Annotated in this window: 29 protein-coding genes; 17 read left to right on the top strand and 12 right to left on the bottom strand. The window is 56.3% G+C overall.

Annotated elements, in window-relative coordinates; all coding sequences use genetic code 11:
• The 10 genes from HMPREF9371_RS12830 to HMPREF9371_RS10680 form a co-directional block, all read left to right on the top strand.
• Window positions 1-352, top strand: a 352-nt coding sequence (locus HMPREF9371_RS12830; RefSeq protein WP_009120179.1) for a hypothetical protein, incomplete at its 5' end; no start/stop codon positions are given.
• A gap of 10 nt (window positions 353-362) precedes the next feature.
• Complete coding sequence (locus tag HMPREF9371_RS10725) at window positions 363-1,805, top strand: replication initiation factor domain-containing protein (RefSeq protein WP_009120178.1); 1,443 nt, start codon at window positions 363-365, stop codon at window positions 1,803-1,805.
• On the top strand, window positions 1,802-2,125 hold the full coding sequence (locus HMPREF9371_RS10720) for a hypothetical protein (RefSeq protein ID WP_009120177.1): 324 nt from the start codon (window positions 1,802-1,804) through the stop codon (window positions 2,123-2,125). The genes HMPREF9371_RS10725 and HMPREF9371_RS10720 overlap by 4 nt, the downstream gene beginning before the upstream one ends.
• 4 nt (window positions 2,126-2,129) lie before the next feature.
• Entirely contained in the window at window positions 2,130-2,336 is a 207-nt protein-coding gene (locus HMPREF9371_RS10715; protein WP_009120176.1) for a hypothetical protein, read from the top strand.
• Window positions 2,337-2,415: 79 nt separating this feature from the next.
• A complete protein-coding gene (locus HMPREF9371_RS10710) occupies window positions 2,416-2,631 on the top strand; it encodes a major capsid protein (RefSeq protein ID WP_009120175.1) in 216 nt (71 codons plus the stop codon).
• Between the two features lie 17 nt (window positions 2,632-2,648).
• Window positions 2,649-2,927, top strand: coding sequence for a hypothetical protein (locus HMPREF9371_RS10705; RefSeq protein ID WP_009120174.1), 279 nt, complete (start codon window positions 2,649-2,651; stop codon window positions 2,925-2,927).
• Window positions 2,928-3,052: 125 nt separating this feature from the next.
• Window positions 3,053-3,349 carry a hypothetical protein gene (locus HMPREF9371_RS12825; RefSeq protein WP_040660525.1) on the top strand — a complete coding sequence of 99 codons (297 nt, stop codon included), beginning with the start codon at window positions 3,053-3,055 and terminating at the stop codon, window positions 3,347-3,349.
• Window positions 3,240-4,685: an IgG-binding virulence factor TspB family protein gene (locus HMPREF9371_RS12325; RefSeq protein ID WP_009120173.1), complete on the top strand. Its 1,446-nt coding sequence runs from the start codon at window positions 3,240-3,242 to the stop codon at window positions 4,683-4,685. The genes HMPREF9371_RS12825 and HMPREF9371_RS12325 overlap by 110 nt, the downstream gene beginning before the upstream one ends.
• A gap of 4 nt (window positions 4,686-4,689) precedes the next feature.
• Window positions 4,690-4,986 carry a DUF2523 domain-containing protein gene (locus HMPREF9371_RS10685; RefSeq protein WP_009120172.1) on the top strand — a complete coding sequence of 99 codons (297 nt, stop codon included), beginning with the start codon at window positions 4,690-4,692 and terminating at the stop codon, window positions 4,984-4,986.
• 29 nt (window positions 4,987-5,015) lie between these two features.
• Complete coding sequence (locus HMPREF9371_RS10680; protein ID WP_009120171.1) at window positions 5,016-6,077, top strand: zonular occludens toxin domain-containing protein; 1,062 nt, start codon at window positions 5,016-5,018, stop codon at window positions 6,075-6,077.
• 259 nt (window positions 6,078-6,336) lie between these two features.
• Here HMPREF9371_RS10680 and HMPREF9371_RS10675 read toward each other — a convergent pair whose 3' ends face one another.
• A complete protein-coding gene (locus tag HMPREF9371_RS10675) occupies window positions 6,337-6,603 on the bottom strand; it encodes a hypothetical protein (protein ID WP_009120170.1) in 267 nt (88 codons plus the stop codon).
• Window positions 6,604-6,625: 22 nt separating this feature from the next.
• Window positions 6,626-6,970 carry a hypothetical protein gene (locus tag HMPREF9371_RS10670; protein WP_009120169.1) on the bottom strand — a complete coding sequence of 115 codons (345 nt, stop codon included), beginning with the start codon at window positions 6,968-6,970 and terminating at the stop codon, window positions 6,626-6,628.
• A gap of 869 nt (window positions 6,971-7,839) precedes the next feature.
• On the opposite strand from HMPREF9371_RS10670, the gene HMPREF9371_RS10665 reads away from it, so the two are divergent.
• From HMPREF9371_RS10665 to HMPREF9371_RS10660, 3 genes are all read left to right on the top strand, one after another.
• Complete coding sequence (locus tag HMPREF9371_RS10665) at window positions 7,840-8,808, top strand: IS110 family RNA-guided transposase (protein WP_009120167.1); 969 nt, start codon at window positions 7,840-7,842, stop codon at window positions 8,806-8,808.
• 216 nt (window positions 8,809-9,024) lie between these two features.
• Entirely contained in the window at window positions 9,025-9,210 is a 186-nt protein-coding gene (locus HMPREF9371_RS12680) for a hypothetical protein (protein ID WP_156787031.1), read from the top strand.
• Window positions 9,207-10,295: an AOC03_06830 family ribosome hibernation factor gene (locus tag HMPREF9371_RS10660; RefSeq protein ID WP_009120165.1), complete on the top strand. Its 1,089-nt coding sequence runs from the start codon at window positions 9,207-9,209 to the stop codon at window positions 10,293-10,295. Before HMPREF9371_RS12680 ends, HMPREF9371_RS10660 begins: the two co-directional genes overlap by 4 nt.
• Window positions 10,296-10,422: 127 nt before the next feature.
• Here HMPREF9371_RS10660 and HMPREF9371_RS10655 read toward each other — a convergent pair whose 3' ends face one another.
• From HMPREF9371_RS10655 to HMPREF9371_RS10620, 8 genes are all read right to left on the bottom strand, one after another.
• Window positions 10,423-10,857 carry an ExbD/TolR family protein gene (locus tag HMPREF9371_RS10655; RefSeq protein WP_009120164.1) on the bottom strand — a complete coding sequence of 145 codons (435 nt, stop codon included), beginning with the start codon at window positions 10,855-10,857 and terminating at the stop codon, window positions 10,423-10,425.
• Window positions 10,858-10,861: 4 nt separating this feature from the next.
• Window positions 10,862-11,518, bottom strand: coding sequence for a MotA/TolQ/ExbB proton channel family protein (locus tag HMPREF9371_RS10650; protein WP_009120163.1), 657 nt, complete (start codon window positions 11,516-11,518; stop codon window positions 10,862-10,864).
• A 42-nt stretch (window positions 11,519-11,560) separates the two neighbouring features.
• Window positions 11,561-12,484, bottom strand: a complete 924-nt coding sequence (locus HMPREF9371_RS10645) for an energy transducer TonB (RefSeq protein WP_009120162.1) — start codon at window positions 12,482-12,484, stop codon at window positions 11,561-11,563.
• Window positions 12,485-12,711: 227 nt separating this feature from the next.
• Window positions 12,712-13,188: a nicotinamide-nucleotide amidase gene (pncC, locus tag HMPREF9371_RS10640; protein WP_009120161.1), complete on the bottom strand. Its 477-nt coding sequence runs from the start codon at window positions 13,186-13,188 to the stop codon at window positions 12,712-12,714.
• 52 nt (window positions 13,189-13,240) lie between these two features.
• Window positions 13,241-14,029 carry a hypothetical protein gene (locus tag HMPREF9371_RS10635; RefSeq protein ID WP_009120160.1) on the bottom strand — a complete coding sequence of 263 codons (789 nt, stop codon included), beginning with the start codon at window positions 14,027-14,029 and terminating at the stop codon, window positions 13,241-13,243.
• Window positions 14,026-15,759: a biotin--[acetyl-CoA-carboxylase] ligase gene (locus tag HMPREF9371_RS10630; RefSeq protein ID WP_009120159.1), complete on the bottom strand. Its 1,734-nt coding sequence runs from the start codon at window positions 15,757-15,759 to the stop codon at window positions 14,026-14,028. The genes HMPREF9371_RS10635 and HMPREF9371_RS10630 overlap by 4 nt, the downstream gene beginning before the upstream one ends.
• A complete protein-coding gene (locus HMPREF9371_RS10625) occupies window positions 15,756-16,259 on the bottom strand; it encodes an adenylyltransferase/cytidyltransferase family protein (protein ID WP_009120158.1) in 504 nt (167 codons plus the stop codon). Before HMPREF9371_RS10625 ends, HMPREF9371_RS10630 begins: the two co-directional genes overlap by 4 nt.
• Window positions 16,260-16,571: 312 nt before the next feature.
• Window positions 16,572-17,252, bottom strand: a complete 681-nt coding sequence (locus HMPREF9371_RS10620) for a murein hydrolase activator EnvC family protein (protein WP_009120157.1) — start codon at window positions 17,250-17,252, stop codon at window positions 16,572-16,574.
• Between the two features lie 363 nt (window positions 17,253-17,615).
• On the opposite strand from HMPREF9371_RS10620, the gene HMPREF9371_RS10615 reads away from it, so the two are divergent.
• A complete protein-coding gene (locus HMPREF9371_RS10615) occupies window positions 17,616-18,080 on the top strand; it encodes an FxsA family protein (RefSeq protein ID WP_009120156.1) in 465 nt (154 codons plus the stop codon).
• Window positions 18,081-18,161: 81 nt separating this feature from the next.
• Here HMPREF9371_RS10615 and HMPREF9371_RS10610 read toward each other — a convergent pair whose 3' ends face one another.
• Together HMPREF9371_RS10610 and HMPREF9371_RS10605 are read right to left on the bottom strand one after the other, a co-directional pair.
• Window positions 18,162-18,557: an MliC family protein gene (locus tag HMPREF9371_RS10610; RefSeq protein WP_009120155.1), complete on the bottom strand. Its 396-nt coding sequence runs from the start codon at window positions 18,555-18,557 to the stop codon at window positions 18,162-18,164.
• A gap of 188 nt (window positions 18,558-18,745) precedes the next feature.
• Window positions 18,746-19,378 (bottom strand): MBL fold metallo-hydrolase, encoded by a 633-nt coding sequence (locus HMPREF9371_RS10605; protein WP_009120154.1) that lies wholly within the window; start codon window positions 19,376-19,378, stop codon window positions 18,746-18,748.
• Window positions 19,379-19,513: 135 nt separating this feature from the next.
• Between HMPREF9371_RS10605 and HMPREF9371_RS10600 the strand changes: the two genes are divergently transcribed.
• The 3 genes from HMPREF9371_RS10600 (at window position 19,514) to pgi (ending at window position 22,201) form a co-directional block, all read left to right on the top strand.
• Window positions 19,514-19,861, top strand: a complete 348-nt coding sequence (locus HMPREF9371_RS10600) for a hypothetical protein (RefSeq protein WP_009120153.1) — start codon at window positions 19,514-19,516, stop codon at window positions 19,859-19,861.
• Between the two features lie 9 nt (window positions 19,862-19,870).
• Entirely contained in the window at window positions 19,871-20,437 is a 567-nt protein-coding gene (orn, locus tag HMPREF9371_RS10595) for an oligoribonuclease (protein ID WP_009120152.1), read from the top strand.
• Window positions 20,438-20,506: 69 nt separating this feature from the next.
• Window positions 20,507-22,201, top strand: a complete 1,695-nt coding sequence (gene pgi / locus HMPREF9371_RS10590; protein WP_009120151.1) for a glucose-6-phosphate isomerase — start codon at window positions 20,507-20,509, stop codon at window positions 22,199-22,201.
• The last annotated feature ends 426 nt before the right edge of the window (window positions 22,202-22,627 follow it).

The following is a 22,627-nucleotide window of genomic DNA, read 5'->3' as shown; positions in this document are numbered from 1 at the left end:
CTTATATATTGACCCCCGTTTTCAGGGTCTTGACAAGTTCAAGATTTTGGATTCGGGGATTTTTATTGCCAAGTGTAAGGGGCTGCCTGTGTATCAATACAACAATCAAATTTACCCATGCGTAACCTTAGCTTTTCAGGGGTCGCGCATGTGCATCTTCGTATCACTCAGCCAACAGCATAGCGCCTGCGTGGACACCTTTTCCTTTGATGACGTCGGTTCTACCGCCGAATTTGTCCAAAATTTCGCCCGCAACAAAGCTGAGCGTATCGCTCATGATTTGGACGTGCCGTTTTATGACGAGGTCGATTTAAACCTGCGTCTGTACCAAGTCGATTTGTTCGCAGCTTGAGGTGTGATCCATGTCTCGCACAAGAAACACCTTACCGGATGCCGCCGAAATTGATGTTGTCATTGCCGCATCAAAGTATCTGCCGCCAGATGACGCGGCAGACAGCCGCTTAGCGGCGGCTGACGCGGCAGCGGCGGCAGATGCCCCCCCTAGGCTAACAGGGGGGGAGCAAGAAACCCAAAAACCTTCAGCGGGGGAGCAAATCGACTGGGCCAATATTCAAACCACCGAATATTTCCAAACCTACGTTACCGACGCCAAAGGCAACCTTCTTGAAATTCCCTTGCGTAAAGGCCGTGAAGACGGTGCGCTGATTGACTACCTCACCTTCACTTTTCACGAAGACACCATTTTTCACTACCTGCAAAACCGTCTGGTCGGCCAAAACGATTTTATTTCCGCCTGTAGCGAATCACTCGAAAAAATCTTCGGTTTCGGCATTACCAAAAAAATGCTTGGTAAAGGCAAGTTCTTCTATCAGGCTTATTACCAAATCGGCCCCGATAACGCGGCATACGGCACGCTTCATCACGGCGGTCAACGTAACACCGTATTGATTGATTTAAATGCCGTCGGCTGCCAAGCCGCCCTGCCCGGTTGGGAAGGCCGTTTGTATGAGTTCCTGCAACAGGCGATCAAACCGCGCATTACCCGTTGCGATGTGGCCCATGATTTTTTCAACGGCGAATACACGCCTGATCAGGCTTTGGTTGATCACAAAAAAGGCCGTTACGACAACCATAACGTTACACCTAAAGCCGAATGCCGCGGCACTGCCTGGAATATTGAAGATGGTTCCGGCAAAACGCTTTACATCGGTCGCAAAGGCTCGTCCAAGCTAGCGCGCATTTACGAGAAAGGCAAAAAGTTCGGCGACAAGTCCAGCCCGTGGGTTCGCTTCGAAGTCGAGTTCCGCAAACATGATTGTGTGATACCGCACGATATTTTGATTAAGCCGGGTCAGTATTTGACGGGTGCTTTCCCGATCGGTGAAGAACTGTTTCAGGTAGCGGCCAATCGTATTGAAACTAAAGCCAATGTGGTGAACCTCACTTTCGAACAGCGGGAATTCCATGCCAGAAACCAAGTCGGCCGCTTTGTCCGTTTTCTCGTGGATGCCGGTTTCCCCGATTCGGAAATCGTCCGCCGTCTGGTGGCCGATGAAGGCAAATACCCGAAAGGGCTGGATCCGTCCGAATATAACTGCGATGCCATCAGGGTTCACTATTTGCACCATGACGGTTTTGCGCCCTTCGATTTGGACGAATTCCGCATGACGATTGATGAATACATGCCCACCGATGCTGAATGCCATGCACTGTATGAAGAAATCGAAGCTCGCAAACGCCTTCAGCAGGCCGGCCATATTGCCGAATCGCTGATTCGGAAACAAGAGTATCCCACCTATATCCCAGAACCTGAAATTGTCTCTCTAGAAAGGAATCCATCATGAATTTTGACATGCTCCAACAGCCCGTATTCGAACGCGCCATTGTCATGGGCGTAACCAAATTTAAGGGCGAAATCGAAGGCAACATCATCGACAGTTGCACCGTTTTCAAAGCCGCACCGTTCAATGACGCTTCCGGCAACGCCCTCGGCTTGGGTCTCGCCAAAGTCCGTTTCGGCGACAGCAGCAATTTCGAACGCTTCCGCGGCTTGGTTTTCCCTTGCGAGTTGGAAATCCAGCTTGCCCGCGTCACCAACGGCAGCGGTAAAGAAACCGTCGTGATTAAAGATTTCCGTGTACCGGAAGGACAAAAGAAAGGCTGACGCCATGCCGAACTTTGAAATGCGCTACATCGTGCAGGATTTGGAAAGCTTCGAATTCCTTTACCCCGATCCGGCAGGCGATATCGGATTGACGCCTTATATCAAATTGGCCGGCAAGTTCGAAACTCGTGATGACGCCTTAACCGCCGGCATGGATGAGATCGGAGAACAGTTTGCCGTCTTCGCCTTTTGGGAAGCGGTGGAAAGTTAAGCAGATTGGTGCTTCGGGCGGCGGCATCAAATCCCTTACACACAGCCGCCCAAAACAATTTACGAAAAAGGAAAATGCTATGAAAGCAATGAACGTTGCGAAGCGCTACGGCGCAAAAATGGCCGCCTTTGGCGGTGTAATGGCCCTGCCGGCAATGGCTATGGCCGCTTTGCCTGACGGTGTGAAAACCGCTTTGGAAGGTGCCAAAGCAGACGGCCTCGAAGCTGGCTGGCTGGTGATTGGTGTATTAGCGGCCATCTTTGTGATCGGCCTGATCCGTCGCGTGATGAAGTAATGCGCTAAGGTGTCGTCATGGGCTACCAGGTCGGTAATCAATGTTTTACAGACAAACAACAGGCTGAAAACCATTATTACAGCTTGGTAGCCCCTGTCGTCACCACGGACGGCAAAATCATCCAGCCGGAATATACCGGCCAGCATTGGCAGCTAAACGGCCAGATACTTCAAGCCAAGCTGCCCGAATGCGATCCGGCACAAAACTTCAAAGACGGAACGGAACTCGGCTGGCTGTTCTTCGGTGCCATGGCGGCCATGTACGTTTTTACCTTGCTTCGCAAACAAATGAGGTAGGCCGTGATTGACTTTTACTTTCTCGTCGGCTTCGCCTTCGTCGCCATGATCGGCGTGATGCTGTTCAAAGATTGAAACTGTGGTACATTCCTGACGTTTCTTAACAATTAACGAAAGGATGAACCATGTTCCCCGAAGAAGGTTATTTCTACATCAGCGAAGACGAATTGATGCACCGCTCGTTTGAGCCGCAGTTTCAGGGTAAGCCGCTGGCGTGGGTGTTTTATCAGGTTGTTTATTTGACTTTTGAAACAGGCTCTATTTTTGAGCTTGAAAAAGTGCATAATTTTTATAGTAAAGTGTCGGATAAATATGGGACTTTTGAAATTCTATTTTCTGACCGCTCTTCGTTTATTATCGGAAAGAGTGAAATTAATATATTTCGTCCTGCCGATGGTTATTTTATGTCTATTCCCATCTAAAGCATTTGCTGAATTAGGGCTAATTAAAACTCCTGATGGTCACGTTCGTTTAGCAGGTGTTATTAGTTCTCGCCCTAATGGTATTATCACAGCTAAGGTTATCGGTGGTAATTATGTTCATGGCACTGCTGAATCTTTAAGTCTCCGCTCTGCCACCTCTGGCGCAGTCTCTAGCGCCAAAGTCCCCGCCACCATCTCCCGTACCGTCCCCAAAGCCACCGTTCTCCGCAATCTCCTGAGCCGCACCAAGCTCGCCCGTCTCACACCGCAAGGCCTTGTCGGCGGCCTCATCCTCGGCGAAATCCTGACTATGCTCGAAGACGACGGCTATCAATATGACGACGCCAGCGGTGAATTTTTGTCGTCCTCCGAGTATTTGGTCCGTGTGTATACCATTGGCAATGCGGGTAAAATCCATCTCGTCAAACAGCGCGGCATGGTGTCCAATCTCGGCATATCTAACTACGGTGTTGTTGTCGATCAGCTGTGCCGTGATGCTTGGGATATTATCAAACCATCGTTGCCTAATTATCAGCGATACAGATATCTCAGGTATGATGGCGTTGAGACTGGGTCTTGCGTTGTCGCCCTCGGTAATGATGAGCGTAATTTTTACAGTTGGGATGTCGTCAGGAATCCGAATCGTCTGCTCACGCCCGCCGAATATGAGCGCATTGTCTCCCCGCTCCTCCAGCAGCGCCCGGAAGCCATCCTCGAAGCCGCCCAGTTGCCGGATTCCGAATGGTCGCAGCCAAAAGTCCACGTTCTGCCCGGCACCATCGTCAATAGCCAGCCCTACACCGATTCCAAAGACGGCAAAGCCAAGCAGGCGCGTTGGCAATTCTACGATTGTGATGACGGCCAATCTTGCGTTCAGGAAACCTTAATTGATCGTCCCGATCTTCAGCCCAACAGCCCAGAAGCTCCGGCTCCTGATAATCCGCCGGCCAACGGCAGCGATACTGTGCCCGGCACGGGCGGCCAATCCGGCAGCCAGTCCGGCAATCAAACCGGCACTGAACAACCGCCCCCGTTTGACCTGTGCAAAGAGCATCCCGAAATACTCGCCTGCCAGCAAATGGGGCAGCCCGATCCCGGCCAGTTTGACGATATCAAAATACCCGTTCACGTCGATAACCGCACATGGCAGGAAGACTTGTTCTTGCCGTCAACCGGCGTTTGTCCTGCACCCAAAACCTTTCACGTCATGGGCAAGCCCGTATCGGTATCGTATCAGCCGCTCTGCTCCTTCATGGAAACCATCCGTTTCATTGTCCTGATCTGCTTCATCGTCTCTGCCGCATACATTTCTTTCGGCGGTCTAAAACAAGGATAACGCCATGGCTCTGCCCGCTGCTGCCGCATTGATACCTTTAATCGGTATCCTGCTCAAACTGCTGATTGTCCGCATCATCATTGCCACCGGTCTGACCTTCGTCACCTACGGCGGTTACATTTTGGCTTTGGGCAAATTCAAAGCCTATATTCTTGACGCCGCCAATTCCATGCCTGCCGATATCTTCAATCTGTTAATGATTGGCGGATTCGGTCAAGGCTTGGGCTACCTGTTCGGTGCTTTTGCCTTCAGAATCAGTATGACCACATTAAACAAACTTACTTTTGTCATGCCTAGATAACGGCAAACTGAATACGGAGTGTAAGACGTATGATTTACCTGATAACCGGCAATATGGGCACCGGCAAAACCAGTCGTGCTGTCAATATGATTCTGACCAATGAAGACGGCCTATTTAAAACCACCGCGGAAGACGGCACGCCAATAGACCGCCCCTTATATTTCTGCCATATAGACGGCTTGGATGCCGCCAAATTCCATGCCCACGAATTGACTAAGGAAGAAATTCAGTCCGCCCCGCTGGATGAAATTCTGCCGACCGGTGCCGTTTTAATTGTTGATGAAGCGCATTGGACGTATCCCGTTCGCTCCGCCGCCAAAGCCGTGCCGCCCTATGTGCAGAAACTTTCCGAACTGCGGCATGACGGATTCACCTTAATCCTCATGACACAGCATCCAAGTCAATTGGATATATTCGTGCGTAATTTGGTTTCAAAGCATATCCATCTTGAGCGAAAATCCGTCGGCATGAAGCAGTATTGGTGGTACAAATGCGTTACCACGCTTGATAATCCTGCCGGCCTGTCCGGCACGGAATCCGCATCTTGGAAGCCGCCAAAGGCAGCATTCAAATACTACAAATCAGCCAGCAAACATCAAAAATTCAAAAAACGTGTGCCGTTGGTCGTTTGGGCATTTGCCGCCATACTCGCCTTCATCGGCTGGAAAGCTTGGGGCGTCTACGGCGCATATTCCGGCGCCACCGGCGGCAGCGAAGCGGCAGCAGTGGCTGAATCTGCTTCTGAGCCGCTGGCCACAGCCGCCTATGGCGGCAATGTGCCTACGGCTCAGGAAGGCTTTACCGCCGCACAAAGCCAAAATCTAAGCCCTGCTGATTTCGTCCCTACGCTGGCCGAAAAGCCCGAATCCAAGCCTATTTACAATAATGTCCGCCAGGTCCGCACCTTCGAGCGCGTCGCCGGCTGCATCGCCTCCGGCAGTTCCTGCAACTGCTACAGCGATCAAGGCACGCAATTGGCCGAAATCAGTACCGAATTATGCATCAGCTATACCGAAAACGGCCTGCCGTTCAATCCCTACAAAGAGCCTGAACGACAGGCTGTAACGCCAATTAAGGCTCCCGAATCATGAAAAACTACATCATCCGTCGTATTATCTCCCAGATTATTAGTGAAATTTTTCGTTATTTAAGAAAGAAATAATATCGGGTGGGAAGCCGCATTCGAAAAAGACCATGCGGAACAAGTCCGGTTGGCGAAGGTTTTTCAAGTGCCTGCCATCACTTGAAAGAACCGCAGTCGAGGGCTTCCGCCTTTTTTGAGTGTGGCAGGGTGGGTAACCGCTACCGTCACGGTAACGGTTCATAAGAAAAGCCCCTTCCGGGGCTGTGTTACTTCAATTCTTCGGGGAATTCGTATTCTTTGTTTAGCATCTCTTTCGCCTCTTGGAACTGGGGGCTTCCTATTTCATCGGATATGCTTTCTGCGAACCAATCTATCTCGTTCCGGTCTATATGTGTGATTCTGAAATCTTCATCATAGCAAATCTCCGTTGCAAAATTCAGTTCTTGGCTTTCTTGCCAATTTACTGCTTCTTTGTAACTTTTCGTGATGAAATAGTTGTCTCCATCGTGGCTTAAGAAGTATAGAATTTTCATATCTTTTCCTTTCAGGGCTTTTTTATTTGAAATTTTCATCAAGTTCAGAATTTATAATTGCTGCGTGGTCTTCTAGGTCGCCGTAGGCGGCATCGGCCACGACTTTATAGACGGCATCTGAGCCGTGTTCCTCAATTAATTCGGCGATGCGATTTTCTAGCGCTTGATTGTCGCTTATAACCTTTTCCCACCAGTCGAAGGTTTCTTGGTTGCAGATATAGGCATTTTGTTCTTCATTCCATTCAAACTGTCCATCATCTAGAGCGCCGGTGTTTCCAATAAAATCGGCGATAAAGTTGCAGCCTGTTTTGTGGTCAATAATTGACAAGGTTTCACGGGTGTTGGTTTCTTTGATGATGATTTCCATGTCTTTTCCTTTCAGGTTGGGTTTTCCCCGCCTCAGGACGGTAGGAGGGGTTGGAGGGGCAAAACGGTTAGCGAAGTTTTTTTTTAAAGCATCAGTCCGGCTATCGGAGTCGTATGGGGCGCGATTGAAAAAGCAGGAATAAAAAAGCAGTCAATACGGAAGCTTTGTAAAGAAATTCAACGAATTTCTTTATGAATACCGTATTGACTGCTTTTTTATGGATGCTTCAATCGCACCAGCCCCATAGACCCGATAGCCGGACTGATGCTTTAAAAATTAACGTAGCGGCTTGCTCCCACAAACGCCTGCCGGCCTGTAGAAATAAAAAAAAATGGGGTGGTGAGCGGCGGCCGCAGTGGTAAAGACCAGCGGAAATCATGCTCGGTTGCCGGAGGTTTTTCAGGTGCAAACTATCACCTGAAATAACCATAGGCGAGGGCATGCCGCCTTTGCCGCTGCGGCCGCTGCTCGGGGTGGGAATAGATGCGTTAGGGATATAGACCTGAAGAGGCGGAGACCCAGGCTCCGTTCTGTTTTTGCAAGCATGAGAAATTACAGAATTTTAGCCCGCCCCGCAGGGCATGTATCCAGCGGAAAATGCGTTCGGTTGTCGGAGGTTTTTCAAACGTAAACCATCGTTTGAAATAACCGCAGGCGAGAACGCACCGCCATGCCCGAAGGGAACGCCCAAAAAACCTTTAAATTATCAGCAATTGCTTGCTACTATCAGCTACCTTGCCTTGCGCGGCAAGACCGGCACAAGTCCGTAAAGCCACCAAGCCTTCAGGCTGGGTTTCAGATTGGACGCCGGAATCATTAAGATTGGATATTATCAATAGCTACAAAGCTGAATATAAGGAAAATTCCATATGACAATACTTGGCTGTGATGTCTCAAAAGATAAAATTGACTTATGCTTTTTGTTGCTGGAAAACAAACAGCACTATTTACAGATCAGTAATAACCGTTCAGGCTACCTGAAAGCGCAGGCAGCGATCGAAGAGCTCGGAATCCAGCCGCATATCTGCATGGAAGCCACCGGCGTCTACTACGAAGGATTGGCCGATTTCATGGTTGAACAAGGTTATCCTGTAAGCGTTGTGAACCCGCTGAAAATTAAATCTTTTGCCAAAAGCCGCTTTCAGCGCACCAAAACAGACAAACAAGATGCCAAGCTGATTGCGGAATATTGTCGCGATTTGAAGCCAAAGCCAGATTACGTCAAGCCAAGCGCAGATCAGTATGCCATGCGTCGCGCCATTACTCTGTTCCGCCAGCTTAGGGGCGATTTAACCGGCATCAAAAATCGCATCAAAACGGCCAAAGATCCGTTTGTAAAAACCATCTTGGCCAAGCAGGCCGAAGAATTCAAAAACCACATTGAAGCAGTCAAAGAGCAATTGGCTACTTTGACTGAGCAGGCGGAATCTAGGCAGGCAGCGGCCAAACTGCAAACCATTCCCGGCATTGGCCAAACCACCGCTTCAGTTCTCGCACATTATCTGACCATGTACCGCTTTGACACCGAAAACAAATTCATTGCCTTTGCCGGATTAGCTCCGCAATGGCAAAAATCCGGTACATCGGTAAACAGAAAAGAGCGCCTGTCAAAATACGGAAACCGCATCTTGAAAGGCGAACTCTATATGCCAGCTTTGGTCGCCTATCGCTTCGGCTTTTTCGCCAAATTTGTTGATAGGCTGAAAGCCAAAGGCAAGCCCACAAAGGTTATTCTCGTCGCACTCATGCGCAAACTGGCCGCCATCGCCTGGAATCTCTGGCACAACGGTCAAGATTTCGATCCGTCCAGATACGGCCTTCCGTCCAAAACCGCATAGGCGGCGCAACGCCATGCACCCATAAAAAAACCGCCTCCATCAATACGGAAGCGGCGGGTAAGCTATTGCCAATGCAAAAGCGTAACACAATTTAACTATAAAAATCAGCAAATTGCATAAATCACAAAATTTTTACATTGACCGGCTAAGATATTATCTGAAACGTGTTCAGGTAGCCTGTTTGCTTTGCTGGAGCCGATCTGAAAGTAAGGCTTTGTGCGCAAGTGGTTAGTTCGCGTTAAAAATAAAGGTTTTGGTTTGAAAAATGGGCATTTGCTGCCAATTGCGGTGATAAGAAATGATTTGACGCTATCGCGCACGACATTGGGCGCGGTTGAAGCTGATCTGAGCCGAGTGCCTGAGTTTCAGGCTCCATTGATTGATATGAAAGGAAAGCCATGAATCTGGCCACCATCAAAGACATCCAAAGCAAGCAGGCTTACCCGAGTGTGACCATCACCCTGCCGACCTACCGCACTTCCCCCGACAACGACAAAGACCCCATTCGGCTGAAAAACTTGGTGAGCGAAGCGGTTGCCCGCTTGGAAGAGGAGTTCGGCAAACGCGAAACGGCGGATATCGCCGCCGCTATCCATCGTTTGGCCGATGAGGTGGACCATGAGCACAATCTCGACGGCTTGGTGATTTTTGCCAGCGCCGAATACAGCGAGTCGTTCAAGCTGCCCTTCCGCGTGCCCGAGCGCGTGAGCATTGAAGACAACTTCGTTACCCGCGATCTGGTGTATGCCATGAACCGCAGCCCGCTGTATTTGCTCACCGTATTGAGCGAGCATGGCTCACGCCTGTTTGTCGGCCGCAAAGACCTGCTCAACGAAGTGCACGCCTACGGCTTCCCTTTCAGCCTGGCCAACACCGTGGCCAGCGCCAGCCCCAGCCAGGACATCAGCCATGTGCGCGACCAGATTGTGGCCGACAATATGCGTGAAATCGGCGATGCTTTGGCCGAAGCGCAAAAACAGATTCCCGCCCCCATCGTGGTGGTGGGCGTGGACCGCAACATCGGCCACTTCCGCGAAGGCGCGCGCAACAGCGACGAGGTAATGCTGTATATCCACAGCGGCCACAACGAAGAAAGCGAGCATCAGCTGGCACAGCATATTTGGCCGCAGGTGAAAGAAGCCCTGAGCCAGGAGCGCGAAAAAGTGTTTGCCGATTTGGAAGCGGCCAAGAGCAACCACCGCTTTGTCGACAGCCTCAACGAGGTGTGGCAGGCCGCCATCGACGGCCGGGCGGAAATGCTGGTGGTGGAAGAAGACAGCAGCCTGGCTGCCGAGGTCAGCGAAGACGGCCGCCAACTCACGCTGTTGCCGGAAGGTTTCACCGCATCCGAGCGCACTTATGAAGACATCGTGGACGAGATGATTGAGAAAGTGCTGGCCGCCGGCGGCCAAGTGAAATTTGTCGATAACGGCCGCTTGGCCGCGCAACAGGCCGAGCACGGCGTGGTGGCGGTTACCCGTTATTGATTTAAAGAAATGAGGCGGCTGCCGGAAAACCATCCGGCAGCAATCCAACAGGCTACCTGAAAACAAACTACGCAGAAACTTGCGTGGCTGGTTTTCAGGTAGCCTGTTTTTGAGCCGGAGGTAGGTGTTAGCGGCTGTCCGCTTCTTGGGTGACAAAACCCACTTTGCTCAGGCCGGCGTCTCGCACGGCGCTTAGGGCGTCTTCCACCCGTTCGAAAGGCACGTTTTTGTCGGCGGCAATCGCAATCACGGTATCGGGGTTTTCCTTGCCGATTTGCAGCAGGCGCGCTTCCAAATCTTTAAAGAGCAGCGCTTCGCCTTCGGCCAGGTGGTATTGGCCGTCGGCATTGATGCTGATGCGCAGCGGGTCTTTGGGCTGCGGCTGGTTTTCCTGCTGCTGTTTTTCCGAGGCGGTGGGCAGCTGTAGGGGCACGGAGTGGGTCATCACCGGCATGGTGATCATGAAAACGATCAGCAGCACCAGCATCACGTCCACCAGCGGGGTGACGTTGATGTCGGCCATCGGGGCGTCGTCGCCCTCGTTCATCGAACCGAAAGCCATGGCTTTACTCCTTGTCGTTCATCAGCTTGACGTGCAGGTCGTAGGCGTAGGTGTCCAATACCTGTGCCACTTTTTTGTTGTGGTGCACGATGAAGTTGTAGGCCAATACGGCGGGAATGGCGGCGAACAGGCCGATGGCGGTGGCCACCAGCGCTTCGCCGATGGGACCGGCCACGGTGGCGATGTTCACTTGGCCCTGCAGGCTGATGTTGTGCAGGGCGCGGTAAATGCCCCAAACGGTGCCGAGCAGGCCGATAAACGGGGCGGTGGCGCCGACGGAGGCGAGGATGGTGAGGCCGCCGTTCAGCGGGCGTTTGATGGTGGTGAGCTGGTTGCGGATGTGCTGCACCAGATAGTCGGCCAGCGGAATGGTGGTCAGCGGGATGCCGCTGCAGGCGCGGTATTGGCGGGCGGCGGCCACGGCCGATTCGGTCAGCTCGCTCAGTGGGGACGGATGGGCTTTGGCCTTGCGCAGCATGTCCTCAACATTGTTTGAAGTGGCCACGGCTTCCACGGTGCCGCGGCAGGCATGTTTGATTTTATGCAGCTTGATGGCGCGCATGATGATGATCCACCAAGTGACGATGCTCATCAGCACCAAAATCAGGAAAACGGCAATCAAGACGGCGTCGCCGTGTTTGAAGACTTGTAATAAATCCATGGATGTTCCTATGTATGGCAATCAAGTTGGAAATGGGGAGGCTCAGTTGGGCGCCCGGAAACGGATGGTAAAGGTGTAGGGGTGGCGGACGGGCTGGCCGTTGCGGGTGGCCGGGCGGAAGGTGTAGGCATTGGCCACGGTTTCTTTGGCGCTGCGGGCAAACAGGGGGTGGGTAGCGCTCACCACTTCCACGCTGGAGGGTTTGCCGTTGGCTTCCACCATCACGCGCAGGCGCACCGTGCCGCTGACGCCGTCTTCTTCCAATTGTTTCGGATAGGGCGGGCGGGGGTTGTTCAGGAAGCCGCCGGTGTGGGAGGGTAAGGTTACGTCGCCGCCACCGCCGCCCCCGTTTCCGGAACCGCCGCCACTGCCGCCGCCGCTACCCGGGCCGTTGCCGGTGCCGTCACCGCTGCCTTGGCCTTGGCCGCTGCCGGAACCTGATGCACCGCTGCCGCCGCTGCCGGAACCGGCGCTGTTGCCTTCTCCGCTGCCGGATGGGTTTTGTGAAGCGGCATTTTGCGTGTTGCGGTTATTGGCGGGCTGGTTATTGTTCGGGCGCGAGGATTCCTGACGCGCGGGGTCGACCTTCGGTTCGGGCTTAGGCTCCGGTTTGGGTTCGGGCTTGGTTTGCACCACATCGGCCGGCCGGTCGTCGCGGCGGATAACCGGTTGGATACGCTCTTGCGGTTTGGGCGTGGCCCGAGGTTGGGGTTTGCGCGGTTCGGGCTTGGGTTGCGGTTTGGGCGGCTCCGGTTCGGCCGGCGGTGCACTGTCTCCACCCGGTGCGCCGCCCCCTTCGCCGCCTGACCCGCCGCCGGCCATGCCCAAATCCACGAAACTCAGCCCGGGCGGCTCCAATGGCGGCTCGGGCGTTTTGAACAGGGCGATGCCAAAAAAAACTGCAATGTGCGCAGCAATCACGCACAGCAGTACGGTTAGGGAAAGAGAACGGTCATCGTTTTGCATAGTCCGCGCATTCTAATACGAACTATTTCTATTTTCAAGCTATTGGCGGATGATGGCGGTCTGCCCCGCTTGGGGCGATCGGATCGGGCGGTCGCGAAATCCCTATCCAATCATGCAGACGCAGGCTACCTGAAAACCGCATCTTGCAAATAAGGCGGTTTCAGCTGGCCTGCGTTTAAAGAAAAATAACGAAATTTGACTCAACCGAATGACGATGGGTTGCGGGATCAGCGTTCCAAATAGCGCTTGAGCATGAGCAGGGCAAACTGCACCGATTGGCTGCGCACGGCTTGGCGGTCGCCCGAGAATTGGTGTTGCTTGGCCCAAATCCGCTGTTTGGTGGCCAAGCCGAACCAAACGGTGCCAACCGGTTTTTCCTCGCTGCCGCCGTCGGGCCCGGCGATACCGGAAATGCTCAAGGCGTAGTCTGCTTTGGCCGCAATCAAGGCGCCCAAGGCCATTTCGCGCACGGTTTGTTCGCTCACCGCGCCGTAGTGGCGCAGGGTGGCGGCATTCACGCCCAAGAGCTGTTGTTTGGCTTGGTCGCTGTAGGTCACGAAGCCGGTTTCAAACCACGCCGAGCTGCCGGGCAGGCGGGTCATTTCGGCAGCCAACAGGCCACCGGTGCAAGACTCGGCGCAGGTAACGGTTTCGCCGCGTTCGGCCAGCCGTTCGGTCACTTGCTGAATCAGAGGGGTATCCATGGTGGCGCACTCACACGGTGGAAAAGGGGAAGCGGTCGGTTGGGGGAGGCCGTCAGCGGCGGCACGGTGCCCGACGCAGGGAAGCATAGCGGCCGATGACGCCGCTGATGCCGGCGGCGGCGGCATCGTCCACATTAATAAAGGTCAGCTGCATTTTGGATTCGCCCAAGGCGGCGGATTGCTCGCTGCCGCCGGAGCCTGTGCGGTTGATTTGCGGCACCAGGCCGACCTGGCGGGCGCGGGCGGCGGCACGCTCTGCTTGCTGCTCGTTGTTGAAGGTGCCGATGTTGAGGCGGCCGCCGGCGGGCGTGGCGTTTAGGCCCAGCGATTTGAGTTTGGCGGCGGTTTCCTGCTGGTCGCCGTCAACCGCCACGCTGACTTGGTAGCGGGCGGCGGCCTGGCGGCTGTCGTTGCGCCGCTCGACCACGCGGGTGGCGGAATGCGGCCAGCGGCTGAGCAGGCCTTTGATGCGGTGGTAATCGTCTTCGGGCATCACGGCGGTGGCGGTGCAGGCGGTGGCTGGGGCACGGATGCCGCTGTCGTTTTGTTTCGGTGCGGCGGGTTCGGCCGGTTTGCCGGCGGTTTCGTTGGCGCGGCGGGGCGCGGATGCCGGTGTGCGCGGCGTTGTTTGGGCGCTTGTGGGAGCGGCGGGTTGGGCGGGCGCTTGTGGCGCGGGGGCCGCTGGTTGGGCGCCGGTGTGAATCTGTACCACGGTCGGCTGGGCGGGAGCGGCTGGCGGTGCGGCGGCCTGCTGCTGTTGCGGTGCGCCCATGCGGCTGAACAGCATGCCCCCGAAAACAATGATATTCAAAGCCACCAAGATGGCAAACAGCCATTTCATGCCTGATTCACCCAGTTGAGTAATCCGTAAAGCACGAGATTATCCACAATTTGAATAGGGTTGTCCAAAGCAAAGTCTTCGGGTAATCCTTGTTTTACCTTGTTTGCGCCGCCGCCGGTGATGATGATGTCCACCGTCTGGCCGGGGTGTTTCTGTTGCAGGCGGCGGTGCATCAGCATGACGGCGCCGCAAACGGCATCCGACATGCCGCCGGCCAGCGCGTTGGCGGTGGTGGTGCCGAAAGGATAAGGTCGGCCGATGGGGCGGTTGAGGTTGGCGGTATGCAGGGCCATGGCTTCTTTCATCAGGTTGAAGCCGGGCATGATGTTGCCGCCTAGGTAATGGTTGTCGGCGCTGAGGGCGTCGATGGTGACCGCCGTGCCGCAGCTCACCACCACGCAGGCATGTTGGCTGAACAGGCGGCTGCCCAGTATGTTGAACCAGCGGTCGGCGCCGTGTTCCTCTACATGGCGGTAATGGTTGCGGATGTCCAAGGCAGCAGACATGGAGGTTTGCCATTCGGGCGTTTGCCCCAGTGCTTCGGCGACGGCGGCTTTTTTGACTGAGCCGCAAACGGCGGAGCCGACAATGCGCACTGTTTCGCCGCCGTGCTGGCGCCAGCTTTCGGCTAAGGCCGATAAATCCCAATACGGGGCTTTATTGGCCGCCCCCAAGCGGCCGTTTTCCAGCCAGGCCCATTTCAGCTTGCTGTTGCCGGCATCCAAAAGCAGGCATTTGCCGGCCGGGGGCGTGTGCGCGCTTGGTTCGCCTTCGTGCAGCGGCCGCAGGCTGATTTCGCCGCTGACCACGGTGTGTTCTTTGCCGGCTGCGTCGCGGATGTGCAGTGCGCCGCCGCCATCCACGCCCAAGGCAGTGCCTTCAAGCACTGCCTCGCCGTTGTGCAACAGGCGCACCGGGCGGTTTTGGTCGCGGTGCAGGGCGTGGTAGTCGTCCAAAAAGGGTTGTAAACCGTGTTGTTCGAAACGGGGGAAAATGGCGGCCAGTTCGGCGAGCAGCTGGTCGGCCAAATGGTGGGCGCCGGTTTGCTGGGACTGGGTTTGCACCGCCGAGGCCGCCGCCACGGTTTTGGGCTGCACGAAATTGATGCCGATGCCCACCACGGCGGCGGTGCGCCCTTGGTGGGCGACGGTTTCGATGAGGATGCCGCCGAGTTTTTCGCCGCCGACCACCAGGTCGTTCGGCCACTTGATTTGCGCCGCCACGCCGGCTTTTTGCAGGGCGCGGCAGCAGGCCAGTGCGGTCACCAGCGCCAACCCGCCCAAAGCGGTTTGCGGGCAGTCGAAATACCAGCCGATGCTGAAGGTGAGGCATTCGCCCAAGCGGCTTTCCCAGCTTTTGCCCTGTCGCCCGCGGCCGTGGGTTTGGCGGTGGACGAACACCGCTTGGCGGTGGATGCTTTCAGGTAGCCTTTTGGCTTGCTCCATCAGGTAAGTGTTGCTGGAGGGATGCTCATGCAGCAGCTCGGCTTGCCAGCCGTGCTGCAATGCCTGCTGCTGAAGCCGTTTGGCGTCCCAAATGGCGAGGCTGCGCACCAGCCGCCAGCGGCCGTCTTGCTGGCGCAGCAGGCCGCGGATGTGCGGCGGCATCTGCTGCCAGAAGCCGTTGAGCTGCGGCGGCTTGACCCCTAGGCGCTTGGCCAGCTCGGTCACGTGGTGGGAGGTGCCGTCGGCCAGCTCGGCCAGCAGCTGCCAGTGTGCGGCCTGCATCATGATGCCTGCTCCGAGGCGCGGATTTTGGCCAGGGTTTGGGTGGTGGAGGTGGGGTGCAGGAAGGGGATGGAGTGAACTTGGCCGCCGCGGGCTAGGGTTTCCGCGGCGCCGACGATGTTTTCAGGTAGCCAGTCGCCGCCTTTGACCAAAATATCGGGGCGGACGGTTTCGATGAGGGCGGCGGGGGTGTCGTCGTCGAACCAAGTCACCAAATCGACGCTGGCCAATGCGGCGGCCACGGCGGCACGGTCGGCCAGGGTATTGATGGGGCGGTCGCTGCCTTTGCCCAGGCGGCGCACCGAGGCGTCGGTGTTCAAGGCCAGCACCAAGCACGCGCCCAAGGCCCGGGCTTGAGCCAGATAGGTGGCGTGGCCGCGGTGTAGGATGTCGAAGCAGCCGTTGGTCATCACCAGCGGGCGCGGCAGACGGGCAAGTCGGGCCGCCAGTTCGTCGGGCGGGCAGATTTTTTGTTCGAAATCGGGGGGGGTCCAGGCGGGCATGGGGTCGGCTCCCAGTCGGATGAAAACAAAACGGCGCCATCATATATCAGCGGCGGGGCTTTCAGGTAGCCTTTGACCTTGATAAGCCCCCGTCTGCGGCGGATTTCTGCGTTGTGCGTTTATGCCCTTAGGGGTACTGTTCGTTGTCTATCGTGCGATATGTTTGTCCTACAGGGATTCCTGGCGTTTACGCCCGCTGCGCTGCTCCCCCTTGAACGGCATCCACATCTGGCGGTTTTGCAAAGGTTTCCCTGAGTCGGAAAACGGGATGGTCGGCAGGCTACCTGAAAGCGCTACGGCAAATGGCCAAATTTAATTGGGCAGGTAGTCCAATGGGTTGACGGCGCGGTTGTTGAGGCGCACTTCAAAGTGCAGTTTGACGCGGTCGGTGCCGGTGTCGCCCATGCGCGCGATGGTTTGTCCGGCGGACACCTGCTCGCCTTCGCGCACCTGCAGGCTTTGGTTGTGGGCGTAAGCGGTCAGCATGCCGCCGCCATGATTGATCAGAATCAGTTTGCCGTAGCCGCGCAGGCCTTCGCCGGCATAACTCACCCGACCGGCGGCCGCGGCCTGCACCGGCGTGCCGGCTTGGCCGCCGATGTCGATGCCTTTATTGGAGGTGCCGTTGAAGCGGGAGAGAATGTCGCCGCGCACCGGCCATTGCAAACGGCTGGGGGCGGCGGTGCGGCTGGTCGGGCGGCTGACGCTGACATTGCCGCTGCGGGCGGTGTTGCTGCTGCTGCGGCCTTGTGGGCGCACGCGCAAAATCTGACCGACTTCGATTTGCGACGGATCGCGCAGCTGGTTCCAAGCCGCCAGCGTGGCGGCGGATTGGCCGAAGCGCTGGCCGATGCGGTAGAGGGTGTCGCCGCGTTGGACACGGTAATGGCCTTCGGGTACGGCGCCGCTGCCGCCGGGCGCCGGCGTGCCGGCACAAGCCGCCAATAGGGCGGCGCAGGAGAGGCCGCTGACAAGGTTGCGGAAAAAATTCATTAAGGTACTCCGTAGTCTGGTTGCTGTGTGCTCCGCGGCGGGAGGAGGTTGCATAGGTTTCAGAACCTGTTTGATCTCTCGGCGGCGGCATTCGGCCAGCAATGGCATCTGATGCCTGGCCCCTGATGTTCCGTCTTGCGCGCATTTGCGCCGGGTATCGGCGGTGTTGTCTCGGAAAACCGCTGCGCAAGAAAGGAAGGCCTGGGCTATCCGCCTGTTCGGCAGTTGCTCGGTCTGCCGGAAGGGGCAGACCGAATCATACTATACGCAGCGGTATTTTCTACCCACGCAACGGCGAGAACGCTTGAAATTTGCCGGTTTGCGCTTATAGTAGCGCCCTGAATCCTCAAAGAAAGAAACTCCATGCCGTATTTCGGACTTGCTTTGCTGGCGCTGTTGCTGGCGGAAGTGGCTTCCATCGTGTTGATGGCCGACTGGTTGGGCGGGCTGCCCACCTTGCTGCTGATGGCTTTATCGTTTGCGGCCGGCCTGTTGATGTTGCGCAATCTCGGTTTTTCTTCGGTGATGCTGGCCGGCTCTTTGTTCGGCCGGCAGGGCAAGGTGTCGTTTTACCAATTGCTGTGGCCGCTGCGTTACATTGTGGCGGCATTGATGCTGATGTCGCCGGGTTTTGCCTCCACGGTTGTGGCTTTGGTGCTGCTGCTGCCGATCAAAGGCGGCCCGGCGGCGGTACAAACCGGGCGCGGTTTCGACCGCCGTTTTGGCCATCAGCCGGATGATGTGATTGACGGCGATTTCCAAACCGTGCGCCCGCAGCAGCAAACGCAGACGGAAGAGCAGAACGCTTTGGAAGACAAAACCCGCTGACCGCCTGTGCTTTTTAGGTAAAAGGCTACCTGAAAGTGTTTTCAGGTAGCCTTTTTGAAGACCGGCCGGCCGGTTTATCGTTTATCGACGGCGGCTGCAAGTGGTGTCCACGGCGTTGCCGTAAGGATCTTTAAAGCTGAAGGCCGCATCGCCGCCTTTTTGATGCCATTCGGCACCGCTGCCAAACAGGCCGCTGGTGGAAACATAGCGTTCGCCGGAGCCGGAAACGGCGGCGCTCATCACGGTTTGTTTGTCGTCCAAGCGCAGCTCAACGCGGTCATTGCCGAGGTGGCGTACGGTAACGGACAGGCCGTTGCGGCAGCTGAAGTTTTCGGCTTGGCCGGCTTGACCTTGGTGGGCGTGGCCGTGGTGATGGCCTTGGTGGCCTTGATGGCCCTGGTTGCCGTGGTAAGTGGTACCGCAAGCAGCCAATACCAAAGCCAGGGAAGCGGGCAGAATCAAAGTTTTCATGTTCATGTAAACACTCCTGTTGGGTGTGGAAAAAGTCTCAACGCCCCAGGATGTGTTGAAGGGGCGCCGAGTTCATGGCGGGCCATGCTAATGCAGGCGCCGGTGCAGCGAAAGGCCATTTAACCGGAATTTACCCCCTGCGGCGGCTTTGCTGTGACAAGCCGGCCGTTTTTTCACAGTTGCCCGCTTAAATTTTACAGAAAGGGGTTGTGCCGTTTCTCGTGGCCGATGGTGGTCATCGCGCCGTGACCGGGCAGCACGCGTACGTCTTCGGGCAAGACCAGCAGTTTTTCGCGGATGTTGCGGATGAGGTCGGCGTGGTTGCCGCGCGGGAAATCGGTGCGGCCGATGGATTCGTAAAACAGCACGTCGCCGGCAATCAGCAGTTTTTCTTCGGCGCAATAAAACACCACATGCCCGGGCGTGTGGCCGGGAATGTGCAGCACTTGGAAGCGGTAGCGGCCCACGCTCAGCTCGTCGCCTTCGTTGAGCCAGCTGTCGGGGCGGATGGCGGGGGAATGGGGAAAGCGGTAAGCGGCGGTGGCCTCGGGCAAGCCGTCCAGCCAGAAGGTGTCGTCGATGTGCGGGCCGGATACGGGCAAGGGAACTTTGGCGGTGAGGTCGGCCACGCCGCCGACGTGATCGACATGGCCGTGGGTGAGCCAGACGCCCTTCAGAACCAATTGGCGTTTGGCCGCTTCGGCCAGCAGGCGGTCGGCTTCGCCGCCGACGTCGGTCAGCACGGCTTCGCGGCTTTCGTCGTCCCATAAGAGGGCGCAGTTTTGCAGGAAGGGGGTGACGGGCAGGATTTCGATATGTAAGGCCATGGCAGTGTGTTCGGTGTTTCAGGTAGCCCGAATTGTGGCCTGTCTGCCGCGAAAGGTAAAGCCGGCGGGCGGCGGTGTTTAGACCTGCCCGCGCTTATCGGCTACAATGCGCTCTTTTGTTTGGCGGAATCCGCGATGAAGAATGCTTTTGCCGCCCTCGGCGGTGCGCTGTTGCTGGCTGTGTTGCCGGCCGGCTGCGGCCAAGTGGAGCAGTTGCAGCAGCAGGTGCTGGCATCCGGCGAGCAGGGCGAGAAGGTGGCCGAAGCGCTCAAGGCCTCGCTCGGCGCCGATGCTTCGGTGGTGGTGAATATGTTGAACGGCGAGCTGATGCAGGTGATGGTGGTATTGGAGCCGGGACAGGTTGCCGGACGCACGGTAGGCGAAGTGGATGCCGCCGTGCGCACTGCCGTGCAGCAGACCTTCGGCCGCCAGCCGCAACAGCTGACGGTGATGCTGATGACCACCCAAACAGAATCAGAATAAGGAAATTGCGTGCAGAACCCCAATCATCTGTGTTGGCTGGACATGGAAATGACCGGCCTCGACCCCGACCGCGACAAAATCATCGAAGTGGCGATGATCATTACCGACAGCGAACTGAATGTGCTGGCGCAGTCGGACGTGTATGCCATCCATCAAAGCGATGAAGTGCTGGACAATATGGACGCTTGGAACACCGCCACCCACGCCCGCACCGGTCTCACCCAGCGGGTGAAAGACTCGTCTTTCAGCGAGCAGGAAGTGGAGCGGCGGCTGTTGGCGTTTTTGTCGGCTTGGATTCCGCAGAACAGCACGCCGATGTGCGGCAACACCATCCACCAAGACCGTCGCTTCATGGCCCGCCACATGCCGCAGCTGGAAGCGTGGTTCCACTACCGCAATCTCGATGTCTCCACCCTGAAAGAGCTGGCCCGCCGCTGGCATCCGCAAGTGTATAAAAGCGTGGTCAAAAAAGGCTCGCACAAAGCGCTGGACGATATTTTGGAAAGCATCGAAGAGCTGCGCCATTACCGCACCCACTTTATCCGCCTGCCCGAGCCGGCTGCGCCCGCCGAGTAAACCGCTTGCGGCAGGCTACCTGAAACGGTTTCAGGTAGCCTGCTTTCCATATCTTCCTAATATTGAGCCATGAACCCGACCCGCCTTCCTGCCTGGCAGGCTCTGAACGAACATTTTCAGGCCACCCGCCACCTGCATCTGCGCGACCGTTTCGCTGCCGAACCCGACCGCTTCGAGCGTCTGCACGAGCGTTTGGACGGCCTGTTGTTTGATTACAGCAAAAACCGCATCGGTGAAGACACGCTGGCCCTGCTGTGCCGTCTGGCCGACGAATGCGGCTTGGCCGGGCAGCGCGATGCCATGCGCCGCGGCGATAAAATCAACGAGAGCGAGCGGCGTGCCGTTTTGCACACCGCGTTGAGGCTACCTGAAAACGCCGAGCCGGTTTGCGTGGACGGCGAAAACATCGTGCCGCTGGTGCACCGCGAACTGCGGCGCGCGCTGGCATTTGCCGACAGCCTGAACCAAGGCCGCTATCTGGGCTGCACCGGCAAGCGGATAACCGATGTGGTCAACATCGGCGTGGGCGGCTCGGATCTCGGCCCGCGCATGGCCGTGCTGGCCTTGCAGCCCTACCGGCAGGCACTCAATGTCCATTTTGTCGCCAATATCGACGGCGCGGATTTGTGTCAAACCCTGGCCAGCTTGGATGCGGAAAGCACGCTATTTATCGTGGCGAGCAAATCGTTCGGCACCCAGGATACCCTGCTCAACGCGCAGGCCGCCCGCCGTTGGTTTCTGAGCCAAGGTCGGAGCGAGGGCGATATCGCCCGCCATTTTGCTGCCGTTTCCGCCAATGTGCCCGCCGCGCAAGCCTTCGGCATAGATGCCGAGCGCGTGTTTGCCATGTTCGATTGGGTAGGCGGACGCTATTCCGTATGGTCTTCCATCGGCCTGCCCTTGATGTGTGCCGTGGGCAGCGACCATTTCCGCGATTTCCTGCGCGGCGCACACCGCATGGACACGCATTTTTTCCATACCCCGTGGCGGCACAATATGCCCGTATTGGCCGCCCTGATCGGCATCTGGCAGCAGAACTTCCACGGCGCGGCCAGCCATGCGGTGATTCCCTACCATCACGGTTTGCGCCGTTTCCCCGCCCATTTGCAGCAGCTCGACATGGAAAGCAACGGTAAAGCGCGCTGCCGCAGCGGCGACGCGGCCGGCTGCCGCACCGGCGTGGTGGTGTGGGGTGAGGAAGGGGTGAACTGCCAGCATGCCTTCATGCAGCTGGTGCATCAGGGTAGCGACCTGATTCCTTTGGACTTTATTGTGCCCATGCACGGCGATTCGCCGCTGGAGGGCCACCATGCCGCGCTGGTGGCCAACGCCTTGGCGCAGGCCGAAGCCTTGATGTGCGGCAAAACTGAGGCCGAAGCCTTGGCGGCGCTGGACGGCTGCGGTTTGTCGGAAGCAGAAAAAAGCTGCTTGGCGAAGCAGCAGACGTTTCCCGGCAACCGCCCGAGCAACCTCTTTGCCGTTGAGCGGATCAACCCGTATTATTTGGGCATGCTGTTGGCGCTGTATGAGCACAAGGTGTTCGTACAAGGCGCGGTCTGGGGCATCAATTCTTTTGATCAATGGGGGGTGGAATACGGCAAGGTGTTGGCCAAGCATATCCTGCCGGAGTTGGGCGGAACAGCGGGCGGTCCGCACGATGCCTCCACCGCCGCGCTGATTGCCTATTACCGTGCTTGCCACAGGCATGAAACAACACCAACAACACATCCTGAGACTTTTGCAAAATATCCCCATATGCCCTAAATTGCCATCCGGACATTTAGTGGGTTCACATGAGCATTTTCTTCCGACAAACTACACCACCGATGATTGCCAAACGCATTGGCCGATTTTCCCTGTTGAAACCGCACCAAATGATCGATTGGCGGCCGATTTGACAGCCTGAAACCTTTGCAAAATCCTCAGGTGTGGATGCCGTTCAAGGCATAGCAGCGCAGCGAGTGTGAACGCTAGGAATCCCCGTGGGACAAACATATCAATAAGTAGTTAAGCGAGAGTGAGCAGTATGCCCTAAAGCATAAACGCACAATGCAGAAATACCGCAGATGGAGGTTTTGCAAAGGTCTCATCCTGTCAATAAATTATTTGAGATTGGTATTGTTGGAAATTTTAAAGATTGAGTGGACTTTGAGGGTCTCTGCTCATCATCCCAAATATTGCGATAGAACA

Origin of the sequence: Neisseria shayeganii 871 (genome assembly GCF_000226875.1) — a bacterium.
Classification (GTDB): Bacteria; Pseudomonadota; Gammaproteobacteria; order Burkholderiales; family Neisseriaceae; genus Eikenella; species Eikenella shayeganii.
This window is presented reverse-complemented; position numbering and strand designations above follow the sequence as displayed.